This is a genomic window from Bradyrhizobium sp. 33ap4 (genome assembly GCF_032654765.1).
Classification (GTDB): domain Bacteria; phylum Pseudomonadota; class Alphaproteobacteria; order Rhizobiales; family Xanthobacteraceae; genus Bradyrhizobium; species Bradyrhizobium australafricanum.
On the sequence record NZ_JAUMTJ010000042.1, the window covers coordinates 18,927 to 40,860 of the forward strand.

10 protein-coding genes and 1 pseudogene are annotated in these 21,934 nt (G+C 55.7%); 5 read left to right on the top strand and 6 right to left on the bottom strand.

Annotated features, from left to right (window positions below; genetic code table 11):
- Positions 1–370: 370 nt before the first annotated feature.
- The 5 genes from Q2M23_RS28615 to Q2M23_RS28635 all read right to left on the bottom strand — a co-directional run bounded on the left by Q2M23_RS28615 (position 371) and on the right by Q2M23_RS28635 (position 9,310).
- Positions 371–2,968 (bottom strand): DEAD/DEAH box helicase, encoded by a 2,598-nt coding sequence (locus Q2M23_RS28615; RefSeq protein ID WP_316397787.1) that lies wholly within the window; start codon positions 2,966–2,968, stop codon positions 371–373.
- On the bottom strand, positions 2,965–3,924 hold the full coding sequence (locus Q2M23_RS28620) for a DUF1837 domain-containing protein (protein WP_316397788.1): 960 nt from the start codon (positions 3,922–3,924) through the stop codon (positions 2,965–2,967). Before Q2M23_RS28620 ends, Q2M23_RS28615 begins: the two co-directional genes overlap by 4 nt.
- A gap of 801 nt (positions 3,925–4,725) precedes the next feature.
- On the bottom strand, positions 4,726–6,153 hold the full coding sequence (locus Q2M23_RS28625; RefSeq protein WP_316397789.1) for an MBL fold metallo-hydrolase: 1,428 nt from the start codon (positions 6,151–6,153) through the stop codon (positions 4,726–4,728).
- Positions 6,154–6,155: 2 nt separating this feature from the next.
- Complete coding sequence (locus Q2M23_RS28630) at positions 6,156–7,907, bottom strand: peptidase M4 (RefSeq protein ID WP_253603747.1); 1,752 nt, start codon at positions 7,905–7,907, stop codon at positions 6,156–6,158.
- A 248-nt stretch (positions 7,908–8,155) separates the two neighbouring features.
- Positions 8,156–9,310, bottom strand: a complete 1,155-nt coding sequence (locus tag Q2M23_RS28635; protein WP_316397790.1) for a patatin-like phospholipase family protein — start codon at positions 9,308–9,310, stop codon at positions 8,156–8,158.
- A gap of 935 nt (positions 9,311–10,245) precedes the next feature.
- Between Q2M23_RS28635 and Q2M23_RS28640 the strand changes: the two genes are divergently transcribed.
- Together Q2M23_RS28640 and Q2M23_RS28645 are read left to right on the top strand one after the other, a co-directional pair.
- Positions 10,246–12,060, top strand: a complete 1,815-nt coding sequence (locus Q2M23_RS28640) for a hypothetical protein (RefSeq protein WP_316397791.1) — start codon at positions 10,246–10,248, stop codon at positions 12,058–12,060.
- A 308-nt stretch (positions 12,061–12,368) separates the two neighbouring features.
- The gene (locus tag Q2M23_RS28645) at positions 12,369–14,879 is read left to right on the top strand and encodes an MBL fold metallo-hydrolase (protein WP_316397792.1); all 2,511 of its coding nucleotides are present in this window, start codon (positions 12,369–12,371) and stop codon (positions 14,877–14,879) included.
- Positions 14,880–15,326: 447 nt separating this feature from the next.
- Here Q2M23_RS28645 and Q2M23_RS28650 read toward each other — a convergent pair whose 3' ends face one another.
- Complete coding sequence (locus Q2M23_RS28650; protein ID WP_316397824.1) at positions 15,327–15,728, bottom strand: hypothetical protein; 402 nt, start codon at positions 15,726–15,728, stop codon at positions 15,327–15,329.
- Positions 15,729–15,746: 18 nt separating this feature from the next.
- Between Q2M23_RS28650 and Q2M23_RS28655 the strand changes: the two are divergent.
- The 3 genes and pseudogenes from Q2M23_RS28655 to Q2M23_RS28665 all read left to right on the top strand — a co-directional run.
- Positions 15,747–15,917, top strand: a pseudogene (locus Q2M23_RS28655) (IS3 family transposase); the annotation flags it as partial.
- A 1,292-nt stretch (positions 15,918–17,209) separates the two neighbouring features.
- Positions 17,210–20,407 (top strand): hypothetical protein, encoded by a 3,198-nt coding sequence (locus tag Q2M23_RS28660; RefSeq protein ID WP_316397793.1) that lies wholly within the window; start codon positions 17,210–17,212, stop codon positions 20,405–20,407.
- Between the two features lie 107 nt (positions 20,408–20,514).
- Positions 20,515–21,885: a hypothetical protein gene (locus Q2M23_RS28665; RefSeq protein ID WP_316397794.1), complete on the top strand. Its 1,371-nt coding sequence runs from the start codon at positions 20,515–20,517 to the stop codon at positions 21,883–21,885.
- The last annotated feature ends 49 nt before the right edge of the window (positions 21,886–21,934 follow it).

Below are 21,934 nucleotides of genomic sequence, written 5' to 3' on the forward strand. Positions count from 1 at the left end.
AGCCGTTGATCGGTGGCATTAGCGAAGCGATCCTGTCATTTTATTCCGGGCAGATGTTGGTCGTTCGGTCCTGCAATCAACTCTTCCTCGCAGCGTACTCGATGTCGCTGATGCTCCGATGCCGACCAAATATCGCAGCACAGTGAACGGATGCGATAGGCCAAACGCCGTTGCGGTTTGTCGGAGCCGCCAACGACAACGCCATGACATGTGATTTCAGACGCGCCGTTTTTGTTCCGCTGGCTTCTAGCTGACTTGATTCTCTGTTGGAGGAGCGCACCTATGGCAAAATTACACTAGCTGAAGAAAAAATCCGCGATCACTCATCCCGCCAGGTGGCTCAGATCACGATTCGCAACCAACACCTCGTCTATGAGGTCGACCCGACATTGTGTCGTTTAATGGCTGCTTCGATCTCCAGTTCGACCAGTCTGGCAAGACCAAACTCCCGCCAATCATTCGTCAATAACCAATTGAGGCACTGAGCCTCGGAGAAGTTATCCTCGACTATGAAATTCGAAAGAGACGTCACGCTCGATCTTGAAAGGCCGAGCGCCATCAGCGAAAGCTGAGTCCGCTTCGACACGCCAAACTCCAGATACAGCCAAAAGTCTTCCGTCGGAGGCAGAATTTCTTCCCTACCGCGGGCAATCAGCACCGTTCGCAAGATATCGAGATATGCATGAAGATATTTTGGCGTCTCGAAGCGGGCGATCCGTTCCACTCTCTCCATCGTTTCCCTAATGACGGAAGTTTCGGATTTGGAAGGCCGCTTCCTCGACCAATAGCGAATTTGATTGTCGATAATGCGGCTGAGAGGCAAGCCCCGCATCCACTCGATGACGAGACGAGCATTGCCATAAGCGGAACTCCCGCTTCCTAGGCCTGCTCCCAAATGATCCGTGAGGCGCGAAAAAATCTCAATGAAGTTGTTTATTGCATCTTCCCGGCTATCCCCTTTCTCATCTTGAATTGTGGCCTCGCTCAGGGGATCGATCGGGAGGAGGCCTTCCAATTCAATATCCGGCTTCGCCAGAAAATGTCTTTGCAAATCATTCATGCCCCACGGATTGATGCCTGGATTTCGCAGAACGATCTGTGCCGACACTTCGAGGTTCGCCAGAAGTTCGTCCACGGCCGTCGACAAGGTAGAGATCTCGTGTTCCGTCAAAGCGTCTATGCTTGGCGAGCCGATGATTGAACCATAAGCGATACGGCGGAAGATGAGATAGGACAGAAGGTATTCGTAGAAGCGGTTTTTTGTCGCTCCCGTACGGGATCGCGCATACTGTATGAACTCTGAAAATTCGGAAGCCAGACGCTGTGTAGCGATCCGTATCGTCTGCTTACGCTTGGATCGTGGCGCGCTTCCATCGAACCATTCCGCTTCATGCAAGGGATCGATACAGAAAATGTTCCCCTGAAACTCCTTACCCCAGCGGCCAGCGCGACCAGCCAGATTCCAGAAATCCTCTGGTTTCATGAGCTCCTTCTGGCCCCGCTTTGGATTTCTCATGAATACGCTGCGGCAGGACAGATTGACGCCCTCGATCAGTGTGGACGTGCAAACGAGGAAGTTGATTCTACCCGCTGAGAAGAGCCGCTCTACTTCAGTTCTGATCAGTTGAGGAATGTTGCCGTAGTGAAAAGCGACGCCCTTTCTGACAAACCGGCGAAGTTTGAATTTTGGATGCACCGCCTTTTCGCAGAGCTCGCTCAGCGCTGACAGCTCTGGATCCGGTATTTCATGCTTGATGAACTGGCAAAGGATCTCCGCAACGGTCTCGGCGTCGGCCGCCCGATTGACATAAATCACATTGCCGCCGGACCTCCCCAATTCATACGCAATGAAGGGCAGTTTCTGGGTCGCAGAAGGTCGGTCGGATAGCGTTAGCTGGCCTATCTTTGCCGGCTCTTGGTCAGCAAGCAGGCTTAAGTCCCAAACCTTAGGTGTTCCCCTTATCTGCTCCACCCAAATCAAATTCTGGTTCACCGTCGGTTTGGTGCCGGTGACCGCGGTTACGCGTTTGCCTTCAGGAGCAAATTGCAGCAAACTTTGCGGATTGTCCGTCGAAGGGCTTGCAAATAAGAATTTCGAGTCTGGAAATTCGCTTTGTGCGAGCTCAAGAACTTGCTGCAAGAGCACCCCGCGTTGATTTGCCCCGATCTGCTGCGCCTCATCGATCACGATTAAATCGGCCGGCTTGCGAGAAGCGCGACGCAGCATGTACAGATGGAAACGTTCCTGCGTGTAAATGTAGATGTTGTGCGGTTTTGCGTTGTTGAAGGAAAGCGGAAGCGACGTGATATTGATATCATGCTTTTGGCCCACAAGGTGCCGAAGGTCGCTTTCGACCTGCGATATCAAGGCACGCGTCGGAACCAGAAAGAATGTAGTTGATCCCGTTCTCGTCAGAACGACATTTTCGATCCACTTTTCCAGCACGTAGGACTTGCCGGCAGAAGTGGGAGCTGACGCACTTACCCAGTCGTGCGTCTGTAGTGCTCTCCACAGCGCCTGCTGAAAATCGTTGCCAATAAATTCCCTGGGCGAGCCTATATTGACGGTCGAGGCGATCTGGTGGGATGCGATATCGAGAGACAGGCTCGACGGGAGACGTTCCAGGACGTCGGCTGGCAACAAGTTGCGCTTGATGGCGACTTGAACGGTTGGATTGTTTGAAGCCTTCGCGAGAATTGCGGCCGCGAAAGCCCGCTCATTTTGTTCGTTCCCAGATGAAAGGCACGAGTGAAGGATGCGCAACCCAGCGTCGTGATACAGCTCTGAATCGCTGTTGAGAAAAATATTCGCGCATCGAACGAGATGAAACCAGTCGCGCTTGGCGGTGGAAGGCTGCTCCGCAAGAGCTGGAAAATCCCCAGCCACAGCGCTCAACGTTATCTCTCTGACGGCTGCCTGCAGACCACCGTCATTCCATATCAATTCGGCAAGCGCTTGTACCGTCACGGCGTCAACCCCAACGACGTTTTCATTGCGTTACGAAAGTCGTCACAAAATCCGAACGGCACATAGAAAATGTGGATCTCGAAACTTTCGATCCCGCGGTTTACCGCGCGCGATTTGGCCATTTTGCACCAATCGGGGAATGCCGCCTTCACTTTGGCCGTGAATTCGGCCTGTTTGATCTGATTAGGCTTTTGTGGGTAATCGTAATCGAATCCCACGAGACAGAGTCCCCGCCACGAAACCTTGTTAAAAGCGACCGAGTGTGGATTGATCGAGTCCAGAATTTGCTTCTGCAATTCGGCGTCGGCGAGATCCATGTAATGGTCGAGAAGTGCGAGTTCACGTCTTTTGTCCGACCCACCTGTTCCCGGCCCAAGGAGAAAAGGCTTTAGGCCGTCGAAGGCCTCCGATAACGCTCCATCGAGATCTTTATGGACCTTTGATTCGCACCAATAAATGGCGAGCTCCTCGGGTCCATCTCCTGGCCCGCAATGCACACCGTCCAACCCGTGGAAATGCATCTCGCCATCGGTCTTGAGGTCCATTTTGCAAAGCAACTGCGGCAATTTCAAAAAGCTCTCGGCGAGAACAAACAGCAGCATCTCTCCCTGCTCGCCGGACATCCCGTGCTTTTTGAAGGTGTCGATCGCACGGCGCCGCAGCCTTTCATTTTTCAAACGGGCTTCCAGATCTGTTGATGAGCTTGCAGCCATCAGCAACCGACGGGGCGTGACGTAATCGAGCAGCCAGTTCGCCACTTCATCCGTAAAGTCAGAGAGGCGAGGCAAGGAGCTGCCGTCGAGCGCGACATGATGGCAATGGGCAACGGCTTTTGTACCGTCTACCGCGGCGTGCGTTGTGACAGTTGTAAAAACCGCTGAAAGATCGAGACCCCGCCGGGTTAAGGCCGCCAAGCGCTCGGCAAGCGTCATCCCTGACGCGACAGAAGTATCCATAAAGCAGATCGCCAAACCGAAAAACTAATACTAAGAAGAACCCAACTATTTGGCAAACTTGGTCCGTCGAACCCCTGTGAGTTGAGTATCACTTGCAATGAACAGACGACGAACATTTCGCCACTATCCGGGACGATTGGGGTTGCCGTGTCATGATACCGGCACAGCAGTTGATGACCATCGTTCTGCGAACCGCTCTGTAGGACCGTATGTCCTTTCTGGATGTCGGCGGTGAGGTGGTTCGCTCTACACTGGGCGGTATTGAAACGAGGATTGCTTAAGGAGCCTATTCTCACGCCAGGAGAACGAACTGTGGAAGATTATAACGAGGTCTCCGTAGGTTTGGACGTTGCCAAAGATCGGCGTGCCGTTACGATTGCCGGGAGCGAGCGCGATGGTGTCGGTGTGGTACCGGCTTGAGAGAAGCGCACACGCGGGCTGGTTCGTTTATGTTTCCCTATAGATTAGCCGGGCCATGTTCGTCTTTCGAATATTTGAAGCGCTAACCATTTCGGAAGCCTGCCCAAAGTCGAGCCATTCCAGAGCCGCGAGATCTTCGCCGAGCCGTGAGTTGATCTCGATCGCGTAAACCGGGGCTCGCGTCGAGAGTGAAAGCCAACGGCGGTGGTCAGAGGTCCCTGAGATGAGGAGTTCTCACCGGCGAACCAGTCGGCGTCGACTGCATCAAACAGGGCGTTCGCTGACCGATCCCATTCGATCAGTCGCGCGTAGACCCTACCGGCAACCTTAAAAGCACATTCAGGCAGGAAGTGGCTCAGATTCATGTGAAATGCCGGCTCGCTAGTTAAATTCGTAATCAATATATAGTTTGCCCATGGCCGGGATCTTGAACTGATCCGGGAGTTCGCCAGCCGTCTTCTCAGCCTTGGTCTTTTGCGTCGCTACTTGATCGCTCCTTGCCAGTTGACCTTCCATTCGCCCGCGCAGAGCGTCCAGCAAGGGCTCTCGAGGAACCTGGTTATATGCGTGGATCTGCGTAGAGCACATCCCAACGCAGCCGAGCCTCATAGCTGCCACTGCATCCTTGGGCGTCGCATTTGCACTGCCATGGTGACCTACTTTGTAGAAGTCGATCTTCCCCAGGATCGACTTGGCGTTTTTGGTCAGCTCGGTATGGCCCGGGGTTCCATAAGCCCCGCCGTACAGAAAGTTTTCCCAGTTGCCCCATTGGGCGTCACCGGCAAACAGCAAATGCCTTCCTCGAAAGCTGAACAAGACAACGAGGCTTTGGTTATTCAAGGTATTATCCGCGGACTTGGCGCGAGCCGCTAAGACGTCGGGCTGCGCGGCATCGATCAAGCGGATTATCGTTTGATCGTCATAAATCCTGAAAGCGTCACTGGGATAGCCGTTCTTGTCGGTGCAAAATGCCTTGGGAAACGGTCGGACCACTTCGTCATCTGTCTCGATCTCGTCAGACAAGTACTGCTGGTTCACCTTGGTCATTTGCGAGATGAGCTTGGGATCAATCGGCGGACCGAGGATCTGGGCGGATAGACCGGCATCAGTGAGACTCTTGGGCAAGATAGGCTGGTCGCCAGCCTTGTAGTAATCATGGTACGCCTCGTTCTTGAAGCCGCTGTGAAGGACGTCCAATGCCTTTTGATTTTTTGACCCGCCGCCCGCGGCTGCCATCCCTCCGGTGATATTGTCGACCATATCCTTGAGCATCGGCGAATCACTGCCGCCTCGCGCGGCGAATCTTGTCGAAAGATTATCCGCGATCGCGGTGAGGCTCGCTTGAAAAGCCATCGCTTTGTCGTTCTTTGGATCCTCGAACCAAGGCATCCAAACACGCTCGACCGTGAAGCCGCTGAAAATGTCGCTACAACTCGCAAAACCCGATATGTGGTCGGCATGTCGATGCGTCATGATGACGAGCGCGAGCTTAGAGCCGCAATCGCTAGCCATCTGCTGCACGGCATCCCGGATGCTCCCGAGGTCCTGCGCGTGAACGCCGCAATCTATAAGAACATGCTCGCTTGCGCCGCTGGCCGTCGGCACAGTCAAGAGAAAGAAATCGCCAAAACCAACGCGAAACATTCGTATCCGTAAGCCTTGGGCGCTTTCGTTTGAAGAAGGATCGGTCGAAGGCGAGCTCGTGTCCTTCCCGCGCGGAGGCATCTTCGCGGCCTTGCCGCCCTTCCTGGCAGGTGCCTTTGCCGTCTTGTTCCGAACTTTGGGGGCGGATTTTTTCTTGGGTGCCATGATTAAGCTCCGGCGTGCAGTAAGCCGAAATCAAGCTGGAAGCGTGCGTCGTCTCCTGCTTCGCCGACCTCGCCACTTTCAATCTTGGGGCTGATCGCGCGGCCGCTCGAGGCATAGTATGTCCGCACGCGATCCTCGCGCTCAGCGCTGTGAAGCTTTGCAATCACAAACCGTATTCTCGGCGGCGGCCTCTTGTCCGCTTGCGGCGGGTCCTGAGAGATCAGCAGCGTCACGCCGTTCCGCATTGGAAAAGTACCTGAGCCAGCATCACCGAACGGCGTTCGCACGGTTTGGACCAATTCAGCCACCATATCCACGAACAGCCGACCGTCTTCGCCCATGTGAAACATGGGATGAAACGAAAGTGCCTGGATTTTGCCGAGATTCTTATCAAACCCGAGCAGGTCACCGTACTTCTGCGCATAGGCGCGCAGAACGTCCCCGTTATTGTCCTTCTCGGACTTGGTCAATCCGTTCGGATCGCCGAATTGAAGTCCGTCGACGGTCGGGAGCGCATCGCGCCGGACTTTCGGCCAGAACAGGGATTCTTCAGAGAATGAAGCCGCTCCGTCTGCAATGATTCCGCGCAGGCGGAATGCCTGCATCAGCGCGTCGCGAACACCGTCCGGATCGTTTGGATGCAGATCGAGGTCCGCAGTCAGGACGGCGCGCAAAAAATCTCCAAAGGTGATGTCGACCGGCGGGCAGTAGTCAAGCGCTCGTGCACAAATGACGAAAAACTGCTCTGCCGTATGACTTGCTTCCGCTGCCAGGCGTTCGGCGAGCGGCGCGGGCAGATCGTCATGGTCGAGATTGCCGCCACCAGCGCGATGAATCCGAAACAGATCCGCTGTTCTGCGGATATAGATGGTGAAGTACGCATCGAACACCGCAGCGACCAGGATCGACCCGCGATCGTGAGGTTCCGTCTTGACGTTAATGTCGTTTGAATTGGGCGGTGTGCCGAGCGCGCTGCGGAGCGCGCCGCGCAAACCGACTGCCTCTCCAAACTGGGTCGCGAGGGCGACGAGGGGATTGGCTTTTCCAATCTGCGCCTGAATGTCCGCTCCAGTCGATCCGGCCGAAATTGCCAGCTCTGGTTTGAGGTGCGAGTCGAACAATCGGCCGCCGGTTTTTTCCAAGGTGTCAAGCAGGAACTCCTTGTGTGAGAAGTGCGAGAACAACGCGGCAAGATCTGCGAATGCCTCGTGAAATGCCGGAACGTCGATATTGGTTGGTTCGGTAAAGAAGCTGCGTATGCCGTCCACGATCGCATGCGTCGTCTCGTGCGCGATAATGTCATGCGACAGGCACGTGAAGACGGTCTGCCCGGGAAGATTGCTTCCCGGATTGCTGCGGCTGGCTCTGAAATACCCGAAGAGGATTCCGTGTGCCTCGGGACTATAAAACGCATTCGCCTGGCACATGGCGTGAGGAAATAGATTGAGGCAGCGAGACGCGCCGCGCGGAACTGGATCGGCGCTCGCCGAGCGCTTTGTGCCCCGCCAATGAATCCGACGTCCCAGCGCGAACTCGAACCGCTGCAGCGTTTCGCTCGCCACCGCATAGACCATCTGCTGGTGAAAGCGAGGATCTGCCTCGCTTGGTGCGAGGCCCCCGCGGATCAGGAGCCTCGGATCGTTTAGATCGACCGGCTGGTAAAATGTCTTGTTTGCCCCGTCGTAGTCGATCACGGCAAATCGTTCGCCGATCGGACCTGGTTGAACCGCTTCATAGCGCACCGAGGCGGTCATGTAGTTTCCGACAAGCCGGCCTGCGCTGGGGTCAAATGCGTAGACGTTTAGCGGGCGTTCGCTCGGTGTCGGTATCTCCGATGACGTATAGATGTCGGGAGGCGACGAAGCTTGCGGTTGCTTCCCGCTATCGCCCTGATCGCGAACTTCCTCGCAAACAATAGTCGGACGTCTCATCATGTTGCCTCACAATGAGCGAGACTAAGCGGCATTGCGCTGGGTGCGCGCTGCCGCTATCTCGCTGATCCTCAGTATTCGTCGGGAAACGGAAAGCCCGTGGGATCAGTAATCTTTATGTCAAGCGTCGTCTGCAATCCGGGAGGGATATGCTTGCGCAGTGCGGCGTCGCAGATCGCGTAGCCCCAATTCATGAGCTGATTTTGAAGTTTGACCGGCATCCGTTCCAAACGGGTGGCGACTGCAGCCAAAGCAGCGGACTGTCTGGTCGCACATTTCAGTGGGTCGGTCGCGAGCTGGTAATCTGAAAATGAGGTGCGAATTCCCCAGAACGCGCCGGTGTGGTCACCGCGCTTGTAAGCGTCGATCAGGTGTCGCTTGCGAAGACTGCGGACCTGGTTATCGATCGTGTCGAGGATACGCATGGAGTGGCGGACCCAATCGTGATGCGGATCCTCTTCGGGCGCAATCTTTTGGCCGGCATCACTCACCAGCAGCGTCTTGAAGCGTTTGGTCGTTTCCAAGCCGAGATTGTCATAGACCCCGCCATCGCTGAGTACGGCCTGCGTCGTGAACGGAGGACGGTTGAGCTGACTACCGGGCGGCGCTTCTACCTTTTGGCCGATAGGCAGGACCATGGGGGAGAGGATGGGCGGAAAGGCGGATGATGCTGCAACCGCAGTGCAAAGCGATACGTCTGGATCCTTGACCAGGCCGACGAGATAATCGCCCATGTACGGCCTTGAAAAGCGCCAGAGTGCCGAGCTTTGGACGTTGGTCGCATTGATCACAAAGCGAGGAGCCTTGTTTTGCGAATCATCGGGAAGGTCCTTTAGCTTTGCACCCTTGAATAGTACGTCGTCATACGACTGGGCGACCTTTTCGCTGATCGAAAGTGAAGAGAAAATCCCACCGATGACAGCGCCGGCGTCGACTGTGGTGTCTGCCATTGCGCGAATTCGGTCAACGAGCAGACCGAACTTTGCTGTTTTTCCGTTGCTAAACTGAAGTTCCTCCCAGAGCAGGCCCAGCACACCTGCAGTGATGGACCCGCCCGAGACACTAGATATCCTCTTCAACTTTCCCAACAGGCCGATCTCGTTGAGCCGATAAAGGGCTCCAACATGGAAGACCATGGCACGATATCCGCCGCCTGAAAGCGACAGGGCGACCCCATCTTCGATGGCTATAGATTGCTTATGCGGATCAATAAGTTCTTCTTCCATTTGAGGTCCCAGCTGCTGGCGTTCTCACAAGGTCAAATCGCAAATCGAGCGGTCACGTCCAACCGCTGGTTTGATCTCGTTCAGCAGATCTAAGCCGTGGGGAGCCTTGCACGGGGAGTGATTGACTGAACAAGCCAGAAAGACTGAGGAATGGACGTGACATCTGAATGGTTCACTGAAAACGTGTGACGCAAAGGCTCAAGGGCGGCCAAAATATCCGTGGCCCCGGCGCTGTTGAAATATGACTCGATCAATTATGTCGGCGTATGAAACCGCTTATGCAGCGTCGCTGCGTAAGATTCAACCACAACGATAGTATTGCATGAGTTGCTCGAGGATTCCAATCAATACGTGTGAAAAAATGCAGATAAGCTGCGTCCGCCTTCGGCTACTTTCGGTAGGACCTGCAAAGCGTGGAGGGGGGGCCGGGTTTGTGGTAATCGACTGGACTGGCTGAACAGAGCGCATCGGCAGGCTCACGGGGGCGTCAGTGCCTTAGCAGCTCAGCGTGCCTTTGCGTTTCAAGGCATGTGCGTCAAATTGCGCAGAGGAAGACGATTGTCTTCGTGGATCGTAGAGCTTGGCGAATGCGAGGAAGTGAGCGGTTCGCGCTGAAGGCAATTCCGGGAAGAACGGTAGAGAGGGACCTTTTAGGACGTCGCTTGTTTGGCTCTTTCTTATTCGAGACGAAGCTCGCCTTTGGCCAGATTGGCCGGCCGCTTCTCGAGGTTCTCATCGCAGATACCGCCTTCCGCGCCTTGGGCTCCTTGCGTCGGCACGGCTGCGGTTTGAAGCGAGCGATATCAAGGCAAGCATTGCCATCAAGATCGAATGAAATGTTCGAGGCCCTTCGTGTTGCCCGCCGGGCTGGATATGAGTGTGATCTGCCGCGCTAAGTAGACTGAGAAAATTCATTTGGTAGTTCTGGGGATTAGATGATCAATGCACTTCGCGTGGCAAAGACAGCCAATTTTCACAGTCTGAAGCGAGCGCTGAGCAACGCCGCGGTTGATGATCTTTTCCGGCGGATTCGCGCGGGGCAGCCATCCGCCTCCCAGAATGTTTTCCACCATCGCCGCATTTTGGCGGGGGCGACCTATTGGTCAGCGATTTCCTTTTTTTACGAACGCCCATCGGCGTTCATGTCCGAGGAGGCCGGCATTCGGGAGCGGATTTGTGGGTTCCTCCTGCTGGTCGAGCACCGAGGCCACGTCGCCATATTCAAGTCAAAGCTTGATCTCCCAGCCGAATTCTCAACGCGATACTTCGCGCGGGTGCCGTCCGAGCGGGTCGACATCGCCGTCGCGCGTAATGACGCCGTGTTCGAAAAGATCCGGCTCCGCAACATGTCGATCTCAAAAGACGTGATGCGAACCAAGACATTTGAGGCTAGAGATCTAAGTAACGTCGTGGGACCGGCCGGGGCGAGCCGTTACGTGCCACAAGGTTACACGGTCCGATCGAACGCCGGCCACTATTCGACAACCCCTCGCACGGGCCGGATTGGTCAACGATCCGATCGTGTCGGCCACCAGGATTTGATCGATTATGCGACCTCCGTAATTGATCAGCTGGTCGACGCTCAGGGAGCCCCAGCCAGATTCATCGGTACATTCGCCCGTGCGATTGACTTGTCGAGCATCCAAGGAAGCGTCAGTCCGACTGCGTTTGCGGTTGACCTAGCTAGCCTGACAGACGCCGTCCACGAGCGACGTGATATTAGGTTGGTGCGTAAGAGCAACGAGAACTATGTCGTTCTCTCAAAGTCGGAAATCGACCAGGTGTTATCGGAGTTGGACTGCGTGCTAAAGGTCGACGGCCAAGGTAAGCTGCTGGATCTGGTCGATAGCGCTACCAGCAGCAAGGTCGGTGCCATAGCGATCAATCAGAGTCGGATTGCGCTGCGCGACCTACGCCTTCCTCTTGGCGCCGATGTTGAGATTGAAGATTCGGATCGTCCGCTGGGCGAAGATCCAGATCGAATCTCGCTTCGACGTTACATTGAACGGGAGGATTGTTTCATCGTATTATTCGACTCGCCCTCGCTGGCGTATATAGACGGCACTCTGTTCAGGGATGAGGGGTTCGCCGACGGTGGCGTGGCTTTGCTACGTTACTTGCGCGCGAACACCCTCCTCGGCGGCGTTGTCGACGAGAAGGGAAAGTTTACGGCTGCACATGCGACGTTTGATTCCGATTCAACGTTCGGAGTTATCGAAAAAAGTGTCGCTGATGGAGACGAAGTTCTTGTATGCGACGATTTGGGCGACGAATGGGCGGACTTTATCGGGCTGAATAATTCGAGCAGTCCACCTCGCATCACCTTTTATCATGCTAAACACGGGCCGCCTTCGCTGGGCGCCGGTCCGTTTCATATTTCGGTCAGCCAAGCTATCAAGAATTTGCAGCGCATGAGCCTGCCGGCAGATGCGATGGGAGCAAAAATCCGCCGGTGGGAAAAGAATTATAGCAACGGCGGGGCAACAACCAAGATCCCGCGGACCCTACGCGGAAGCGTAGGTCAGCTCGCCACGGAGTTTGCACGTGCGCGAACCGCTCCCGATGCAATCCGCCGGGTCTTTATCGTGACCTCATCGCTCAGCCGAGGCGCGGTCGAAGCCGCTCTTGCGCGCGTTAAGGCAGGTCACGCGGCGGACCCATATTTCGTTCAGCTCTACTGGCTTCTGATGTCGTTTTTCTCGGCTTGCACGGAAATGAATGCGCACGGCTATGTCGTTTGTCAGGATTAGAGAGCACGCATTCCCTCAGCGATATGATGAAATGGTCAAGCTGCACTTCGGCTTAACCCGGCCGGCTCGTTCTAAATTGGGGCGTTCAGAAGCCTTGGTCGGCTGTCGCATTGTAGAGAAGAACAGGGGAGAGTGCCGCTGCCACACTGACTGGTTAGACAACCGCGGGCCATGGCAATCCAGTATCGGATGAGGGCAACTGCGTACACCTCAATTGCATTCATTTCAAGGGTAGTTATTGCGTGCCTCACAACCTAGCATAAACTCTAAGCCATTTTGTCATTTTATCTCGATTTCAGGAAATCCATATGTTCGGTCGGATCACGGCCCGGTTCGGGTCACTTGCGGTATTTCTGTCTATCCTTGTAGCGTTGCCGATCTTAGCCACGTCAGCATCCGCCAACGACCTGCCGCAACGAATGAGGCTGCCGGTCGGCAGCTATTGGATTGGGGGTGGCGGAGGCGGGGACCTCCCGTCGGGGCACCTGGGGCTGAACCGCACGGCCAATACCGACGGACGTTCCACCTTCAGCATGCCCGCCTATTGCATCGACAAGGGGCGATCGGCACCAAACAGTGGTCACCCGATTACAGCGTTCAGTGGTGACGTCCGAATTCAGCGGTACGAAAAGGGCCGGCTTGTCGCAGAGAAGCCATTTGCCGACGCCATTTCAGGACCAACGCCCTGGGTCTCTGTCTCGGGGCAAGACGATGAGGGCAAAGAGGGATCTCCAATTAGAATTGCGATCACCCCGCTTGATGGTCGCTACGACTACGCGGTCCACGTCCAGGGCTTGGCGATTGCAGGGACCGACGCCAACGATGTTGCCAAGGCCTCCCAGGAGTGGAGGGGCAATGAGGGAGTTCTGAGGGTCTCCAGCGCCTTCGATGTAATGAGGGCGATCGTTGCATCGGCACCAGATCCATACGAGACTCTCGATAGAATTGAGAACGTGAGGCAGGGGCTGGAGTGGCGCTTCTTCGGAAGCCAATCGTCCGGTGCAGACGTGGCGGGCGCCAAAGTGAATTTGCCTGTAGTTCGGGCCGCAGTTGACCGCCTGATGGCAGCGGATTTTGCGCCCCGAAGCCGCGCGTTGAAGGCGCGCGATCGTGGCGACTGGATAACGTTTGCAAAGGGCGGCAATGTTCCAGCTTCCGAGGGAGAGCAGCTCTCGCGAGTGTTGTCTGATATCGGCACGGAAATCGCTTTGCCGGATGACATCGATCAGCCCGAAACTCTTTCGATGCTTGCAAACGTCAACAGACTGATGGCTCTGGATCGCGCTCGGGCGCTTCAACCTTCTCGAATAATTTCTGCTGAGAGCGAGGTCGGTCTCGCCTCGGGGCCGAGCATTTTGCGGTCGTTCTACGCCACCCGGACCCAGGGCGGTCAGTCTTTCGCAAAGGCGCTTCGGATCGCAGCTTACCAGCGATTTAATCCGCTTGATGTGGCAAGCGGCCAGGTTGAATACGATCTTCTGCAGGACTTGCAATGCGCGGCTGAATTGGATCGGGAGGATGTAGCCGCAGGCCTTTTAGGCGGCAGGCTATTCGTTCGTAACGAACAAGCTGCAGCCTTATCGATTGCTCCGCTGCAGGCTTTGGCTCGTCAATTGCATCTCTACGCTGACGAATTTGGTAAATCGCGCAAGGTGAAGGTGTTGAGCAACGATACGCATATTTGTTTCCAGTGGTTCGATGATCACGGAAAGCTAAATACAAAGAAGATACCGCGAGAGGAATTCGGAGGACGCTTCGTGTCAAGCTTCGGTCCGGCCGTATTCATCACAGACGGAAGTGATGGCGCTTTGGATGAGTTGCTCAGCGCGGCCGGCGCCGAGGCTCAAAATCTCGTTAACGCGAGATTGCGGCTCGCTGCAAGTTCTGTCCGAATGCCGACAGGGAAGCCTGGCAAAAAGCCCGATGTTGAGATCGTGCAGCGAGCGGGGGCAGGGGAGCGCTCCACGGACGTCTCCATACTCGAGCTGGACGGAAATGGTGATGCAGGCGTGATTAAGCTGGAGGATGGATCCATCGTCATAGTCGATACCGGACGAAGCCGCGACATCGTCCAGCAATTGAGGAAGTTTCTCGTTCGGAACTACAGGAATGAGAAGCCGCAGATCAAATTGATCATCACCCATTCGCATCAGGACCATATCGGCGGGCTTGACGCTCTCATTGATGCTGGGTTCCGCATTGATGAGATTATCGTCGGCAAATCCATGCAAGACTTGGCAGACGATGGGGTTATTGCCAATCTACAAAAACGCTTGAAGAGCGCGGGATACAACGACAAATCGACAGATTCAATCGGCCACTTCGTTCGCGACGGCGTAACGCCTTGGATCAATCTGGAGAATGTAGTCGAAAGAGATGGAGTTGAGACCTTCACGCTTTATCCCGGCAACGATACGACAATCACCCTGCATCATGTGTCGGACAGCAAGGAGCCGAACGATGCTGGGATCGTGGTCAAACTCGTCAATAGGGGGACCAGTTGGCTTTTGACCGACGACATAAGCGCAAGTACTATGAGGACAATGCTTCTCTCCCTGCCGCCGGGATCGCTGTCTGCAGGCTATCTGAAATGGCCACACCATCTGTGGTTTCCAAAAGAACACTCCACTCCGCGCGCCGACTTGAACCGCTTCCTCTCAGCGGTCGCGGCGCATACATATGTCTTTTCGAATAAGGGCCATGTCTCACATACTAGCCGACGCTATAAGGATATCGTCACGTTCATCCATTCAGCTTTCGACAAGGACGTGAATGCCTTGTGGACGGACGAGTGGAAATCGAACTTGGTATTTCGGTAGCGGCGCAGTGTGCTGACGGCGACTATTAACTGCGTGATTCATCGCCACGGCTGTTGCTATCCCGGGAGTTAGATAAAAGAACCCGCGGAGGAGCGAGCGCTCGTGGAAATTTGGAGCAGTGATCCGCAGCTGCGACGATCTCGCATCGTGCATGCATCTAATTGTGCCGAGCACAAGGAGGATTTCTTCAAGGCTTGATTAGCCCAAGAAAGACGAGTTCATTGAAGTATGGGTTCGATGGAGTAGCTGACGTGAGACTCTCCGCGCGACTGAGGCAGGGCTGTTCAAATGGATACCAATGAGGCTGCCCCAGTGCGCGCATGATACCTTTTCAGGTCGATCCGCCCACGGCGCCAAGGTAGCTGTTCAGCGCCCGCGGCGCGGAAGTAAGGGGCAGGTATGAGATGACTCAGTTCGCAAGCGAGTTGATGCGTCGCGCGCCAGAATTCAAGCGCAAGGGCGCCAGCGAGATGCGAGCTGATCGATGCAATACTTTTCGAACTCTTGGGTTGGACCAAAGAAGATGTAATGAAAATGTGGAATTGGATTTCCGCGATCGGTGTAACCATTGAATTCGTCGGGTTCGCGATCCTGGCGATTGAAGTCTATCGGACGCTCAATTCCGATATTCTCGATAACCTCCAAGTCGTCGCTGAGAAGAGCGCGGCCGATTCTATGGTCGTGGACGACGAGAGCGGTCTGCACTTTGACGGAGGGCAAATCGGTAAGTTGATCGAACAGATCAATGCTCGGCAGGTTTCGTTGCGGAGCCGCAAGAGCCTCATCAGAATCGGTGCGATAATTAGCGCCGTCGGCTGCATTGGCCAAATCGTCGGTAGCTTTGGCCAAGCCTGGACCGCAAATTGACGGTGCGTCTACCGTGAGTCGGGCCAGCGATTTCAGAACAAGACTCCGAAGCGTCGGTTCAGGGCCAAGCTGCGCGATGATCGAAGGCCGGCCATACGGTCGAACTGCGATCGACTTCGTCCATGAACAGTTGGCGACAGGTACAAGCTTCGCGAGCTCACGATCATCGACAGCACTTTCCTCGCTCGCGGCTCGCACCTTGTGTTGTGTACGTCGAGACTTGTGTTCTGTACGTCGAGAGGGGTGCCGGCGCAAATTGCGTCGCCGGAAATGCTGTCATTATAGCCAAATTAGAGGGACGGTGCCATCGGCGTGGCGATCGCGGATGCCGCTGCAAGCCATCGATTGGGCCGGCGAAAGTGCCAAGCCCGGTGCGCGGTCGTCATGTTTAAGTGCATGGGATCGTCAAGAGCCTGCGCATTGCGCTGCAAAGAGCCTCGCCGTTCATGTAGCTGAGGCTCCGGTCTTGCTTGCCGCCGATGAACCATTCGGTTTCAGCGCATAGCTGTTTCAGAGCTCCGGAATTGGGGAAAAAGAGGTCAGCATGACTGATTGCTCCGCAACGCTGGACGAGACAGCTAGCTAGCCTTGCTCTTTGAGCGAAGCAACACCCCACGCAGGTGGATGACAGGACTTCCGCGTCCGATATCTGGCTGCTTTTCTGACTTCGAATGATACTGCCGGTGAGCGCGTCGCATTGCGGCGTCTGCACCTTCTTCGGAGCAATGGTCAAGCGCGCGTGAGCGCAGAGGTCAGGTTACTTTTTTATCAAGAGCGAGGTGATCGCGACCAGCGCCAGGTCCTCACTCATATGCATTCATGCAACCGACACAAATCGCAAGTATCGGGAACTGATCGATCGAGACCAGTGCATGGTCCCGCCGCTACCCGTTCCCCGTCATTGACGCTCGGATCGCGATTGAGCACTTCCGGCCGGCGCGCCGCGCGACGGGTTTCACTTATCGCACCTCGAAGGACAGCTTCAAGAAGTTGCTGATGTCGAGCGAATCGTCAATCGCCATGAGCGTTCGAGGAAGACATCTTATGGCCAGATGCTGCGCGACGCACTCATATGCGTCTCGTCTGATCAATAACGCACCAATGTCGGTCGACAACAACTTGGAGGGGGAGTGGTCGACGGTGTGGATTTTTGCGTTCTGCGTGAACGAGCGAAGAAAAAATGCGCCAAGTCGACAGATTGAAGCGGGAAACATCGATGTTGTGTTCTTGGCTGCCTGCAACGAAAATCTCTTGACCGTTCAACAGAATATTCGATAAATCGCGCCACTACTGTAGGTTAAGTTCTCAATTTCTAGCGCGGTGCTCGATAGGTGTTGCTCGTCGGTTTGACGGCAAGCCTCTCGCAATCTGCGGCGCAATGCCTTCGACGAGCGAGTTCGTAAAATCCTGGGCTACTTCACTCGCTCGGGACGATCTCCGATAGACAGTAGGAAATTGACGCGATGACTGTGCGCGAGCAGCTGTTTACATTGTTGCGCAACCTCCGGTGGATTGCCGTTCTCTCGGTGGTCATTTCAATTTTGCTATACTTGCCAGATCAGATTCAGGAGCTCTACCGGATAGCAGCTGACGACATCGGGTTGATTACGCTCAAGGAATTTGTCGCCCTTGGAGTGATTGCACTAACGATTTGGGCAGCCGCTTTTCAGCTTACCGCGGCAACCCTGCCTCACATCCCCCCGGCCACGGGTCGCCTAGCCTTCTATATAAAAGCTGCTCCCGTTGTGCTCGGAGCGCTGCCGATAGCCGCCGCGATGGCAGGTCAACTCGCCTCACGGCCGGCTGAAAAGATCGGTGAGGTCGAGGAAGTCGGAAGCATCTTCCGCATTCAGGACCAGGCGCTCGCCTTCGAGCGGAACATGCTTGTTATCCTCGCGTTCGCTATGTTGATCCTGCTCGCCTCCTTTGTCGTCTTCGCTTGGCGGATGGGATCGAAAGGTCGTTCGACTGCGCTCGCGAGTCGAGCGAACATTGCTTATTTCACCCGATACAGATTTCTCGCGCTCACGATCGTCGTCATCGCCCTGTTGACGACCGGGTTCGTTGTACTTCCGGACCGGCTTGCGCAATTCGTCGGATCGTTCGGCGTGATCGCGCTCTTTACGATGTGCGTGGTCGCTCTCACCACTCACTTTGCGCTACTGACGATCAGGTTCAGTTTCCCATTCATACCAGTTGTGTTTGGAGGTTTATTCCTGGTTGCCTCCTTGCTCGGAGGCGATGGTCACGGCCTACGCGCCTCGAAGGAATCAACTACCCAACCGGAAGAAAAGCGCTTTGCTGCAGTTGAAGCATTTCGTGAGTGGCTTCTGCAAAAGCCGCGTGTTGCCGAGGCCAAGAGGCTCGGAGAATATCCCGTATTCATTGTGGCCGCCCAGGGCGGCGGTATCTACGCAGCTAACAATGCGGCGCGTTTTTTGGCCAGGATGCAGGATCTCTGTCCGGCATTTCGGCAGCATCTGTTTGCGATAAGCGGGGTTTCCGGGGGGAGCGTCGGTTCGGCAGTTTTCGCGGCTGCGCTTCATGCCGACAATGCGCCACTTGATACGATCGCTCCCGACGCAAAGACATGCCCGAAGATCGCGGACTTCCTGGCCGGCGTCGGCCGGGCCGAGGATATCGATGCCTCTGGGCCGGTCGAACAGCGCGTTGCAAGCGTCTTGGAGACGGATTTTCTTTCGCCCTTGGTCGCTGGCTTTCTGTTTACCGATTTCACCCAGCTGTTTTCTCCGGTCGCGAGTCCCAGTTTCGATCGCGCGCGTTTTCTGGAATACACGCTGGAGAATGCTGCAGACAGAATGCTCAAGGCCCAGAAGGGCGCCGGCGATCAATCCAATCTGCTAAAAGCCGACTTTCAGTCACATTGGACAGCTTCCAACAATATGCCGGCGCTGTTGTTGAACACGACAGATGCCGGGAGCGGCAAACGCGTTGTTATCTCGCCCTTCGATATCGACCCGCTACACGCGAAAGACAAGGACCTTTGTATTCTCTCGAGCCTTGATCGCGTAGGCAGCGGAGCCGATCAAACCGTTAAAAGCCACTCGTTGCGAATTCCGCTTAGCGCTGCGGCCTTTACGAGCGCGCGGTTTCCGTGGGTGACGCCGGCCGCGACGGTCTCTTTGAAGAATGATTGCATGACCGCCAATTCGCAAGCGCGCCTGGTGGACGGCGGATATGTCGAGAATTCCGGAATAGAGACCGCGCTCGATCTGATTGAGCGGCTCAACAGTATCAGGGGCACGTCCGATGCGCCAAAATTTAGGATCTATCTGCTGTCGCTTGTGAGCGGTCAATTCGGAGACCACGGCTCCTTCATGTTCGGTGAGCTCATGGAGCCGGTGCGGGCGCTCTTGAGCACGCGAAGCTCTCGAACCTATGTTGCGCTCAATCATGCGACCAATATCGATCGTCGCCCGGAAAACGGCCTCACTTCCAGCGTGCAGCGCTTTCCAACGTTCGGACGGATCGACATAACAGGCAGGTTTTACAACCTGCCGCTTGGCTGGACGCTATCTCAGAGAACCGAAGATATCATCTCGCTGAGCAGTGGCCGCTTCTGGGATTGTGTGCCGAAGGACGATTTCGATCAATCCCGCAACAAGCAGAGTAATGCTGATTGCCTGCAAGTAAAGTTGTTCCATCTCTTGAACGGATCTGTGGCGTCCGCCTTTGAAACGCTCAGGGATGCCAAGCTTGCCCAGGCTGCTTACGCCGACGAATTGAGCAGGGAATACCGGCCCGCTCCAAAGATCAGGCCGCAGCCGCTACTTGCCTGTTATGAGACGAAGTGGTTGCAGGAGCGTGGCTATCAGAAATACCAGGATAAAGTTGCTACGTACGAGCAACAGCTGGCGCAGTCGATCAAGGACCGTTCGCCGCCTCCTGCACCTGTGCCGCCATATCGAAAGAGCTATATGGCTTATTTCCAGGCCGAGCAGGTCAAAGCCTTGCTCCAGGAATGGGACCGTATCGAGGAGACCGATCCACGGATCCTGGCCTATATCCTGGGCGCAATCTCCTACGACAGCGCCGATTTTACGCGCAGCAGCGAAGACTTCTCTTATAGCGCGGTCTCACAGCTGCCGGCCAAATGGCAGAAGCGAATAGCCAAGAACAACGCGGACCTCGCGGCCGCGAACAAAGCGCCCGTCGGCATGGATGCATTGCTTAATCATCCCAAGGATTTGGCCAACTTCGTTCTTGGTTATGAAGGCAACCCATTCGGAAACAAGGTCGGAACGGATGACGGTTGGCTGTTTCGTCCACGAGGAATGTATCAACTGGTCGGGCGCGAGCAATATCAGGAAGCGCAAGATCAAATGCAACAGATCGAAGAGCTGGCGGGACTTGATCTTCTGGCACTTCCCGACGCCCTGCGTGACGCGAAGATTTCAGCCAAGGTGGCTTTCGCTCACTTTCGGCTTCATCCCTATCAGAACCGAACGCTGCTCGAGCTTCTTAAGGATCGTTCGATGGACTGGATCGCCGTGCGCGCGTTGCAAACGGACATGGAGCACGGCCCGGCCGCAAGAGAGCGTGTCAATGCAAGGAGCCAGATGTTTCTTGGCTGCATTGAAGAGGCGTTACATCCCACGCAACTCAAAGCATTGCAGAGCAAACTCTACGGCAGCGAGTGAACACCCCGACTCCCGAGGCCGCACGCGGCGTGCGGAGATGATGTGGCTGAAGGCGGCTTTTCTACATAGGTTTTCGTTTCTCCAATCTGACATGGGAATTGCCGACGATGGCAAACAGTGAAATGCGCCGGTCGAAGCTTGGTCGGCTGTTTACAAAACTGTCCGCAGCGGGGCTGATATTCGCCGTTGCTTTCGGAACAGGAACGGCCATTGCCCAGACGCCATTAAAGCCGCTTTCGGCCAACGACGTGTCTATCCTGTTTCCTCCACCCAGGACACCAGCAGACCTCGCTGGGCTGATTGCGGTGTCCGATCTCGCCGGTCCCACTGGAGCTCCGCAGCGGCTGTTGTCCGACGAGGATTTCGCACGCTTCATCGCTAACGCCGAACATCCAGAACGCGAAGGCGTGCCGGACTCGGGCGCGCGCCGCATTCAGCTGCCTGACGCCGTGAAGAAGATCGATGCCTGGTTCGTTGCAGGCATCCGGATCGACCCGGGAGCACCGGGATTATCTGCTGATGTCATCGCCCAGTTTGGCCGCCAGCCGCAAATCCGCCTGATCATTCAGCCGGTGACCAATGGACCCCAAGGGTTCAAGGTCCATGACACTGCCGGTCACCTTATCTTCAGTTTCAACTTGGTACCCGATCCACCTCTTGATGGTTGCGCGCCGTTCCCGCGCTTCAAACCTGATGACGAAGCCTTCAAGGCGATCGTGCGGGACGTTGCGTCTTTACGTGATCAACTCGCGGCGGGAAAATTCGGCAATGCCAAGGTCTCGACTGCCGGCGACATGAATGTGCACCCGGGACTGGTCGGTGCCTCCGCAAAGCCATTTCGTGATGCAGTCAAAGCTTTCCTGGAAAAGCATCTCTCGCCGCAGCGCCTCAACACCATGGCTGTGATGGGGATTTCACCGCCCGAACCCTGGGTGTTCGTCTCGATGCTGAGGGTCCCCAAGGCCGGCCTAATACCGGTGCCTGGCCCGACGCTCGATGGTGCCCATGTCGCACAGATGTTCAGCATCGTCGGCGAGACGCACGTCGTCCCGCGGCCTGTCACGAATAATGAAAATCCAATGACTTGTCGCCACGCTGCGCTGCAGAATCCTCCTCTGCCGTCCGCGGATCGTAAGGGCGTTTCAACAGCCGATTTTATCGATGCCAACGTCCCCAATAGCCGCGTCCTCGAGATCGTCAATGTCATTGCGGATCCGAAGAAGAGCCATTTCTTCAATACGGACTGCGTGAGCTGTCACACCGAAACGGCGCAGCCACTCAAAAGGAAGATGCAGGGCTTCGTGGTGCCGGGCGTGAACCGAGCCGTTCTACCGAAGGAAGACTGGAATGTTCGCAATTTCGGCTGGTTCCCCTCGTTCCTGCATGGTGGCCCCGCGGCCGCGACCATCACGCGACGCGCGGCGGCTGAAACCGCTGACGTGGTCAGTTTCATCAATAGTCAGTTGCTGAACAAGTAGTACGCGCCATCGTCGGCCAGCGCGATCGCGCAGCAGAGGGCGCCATTTG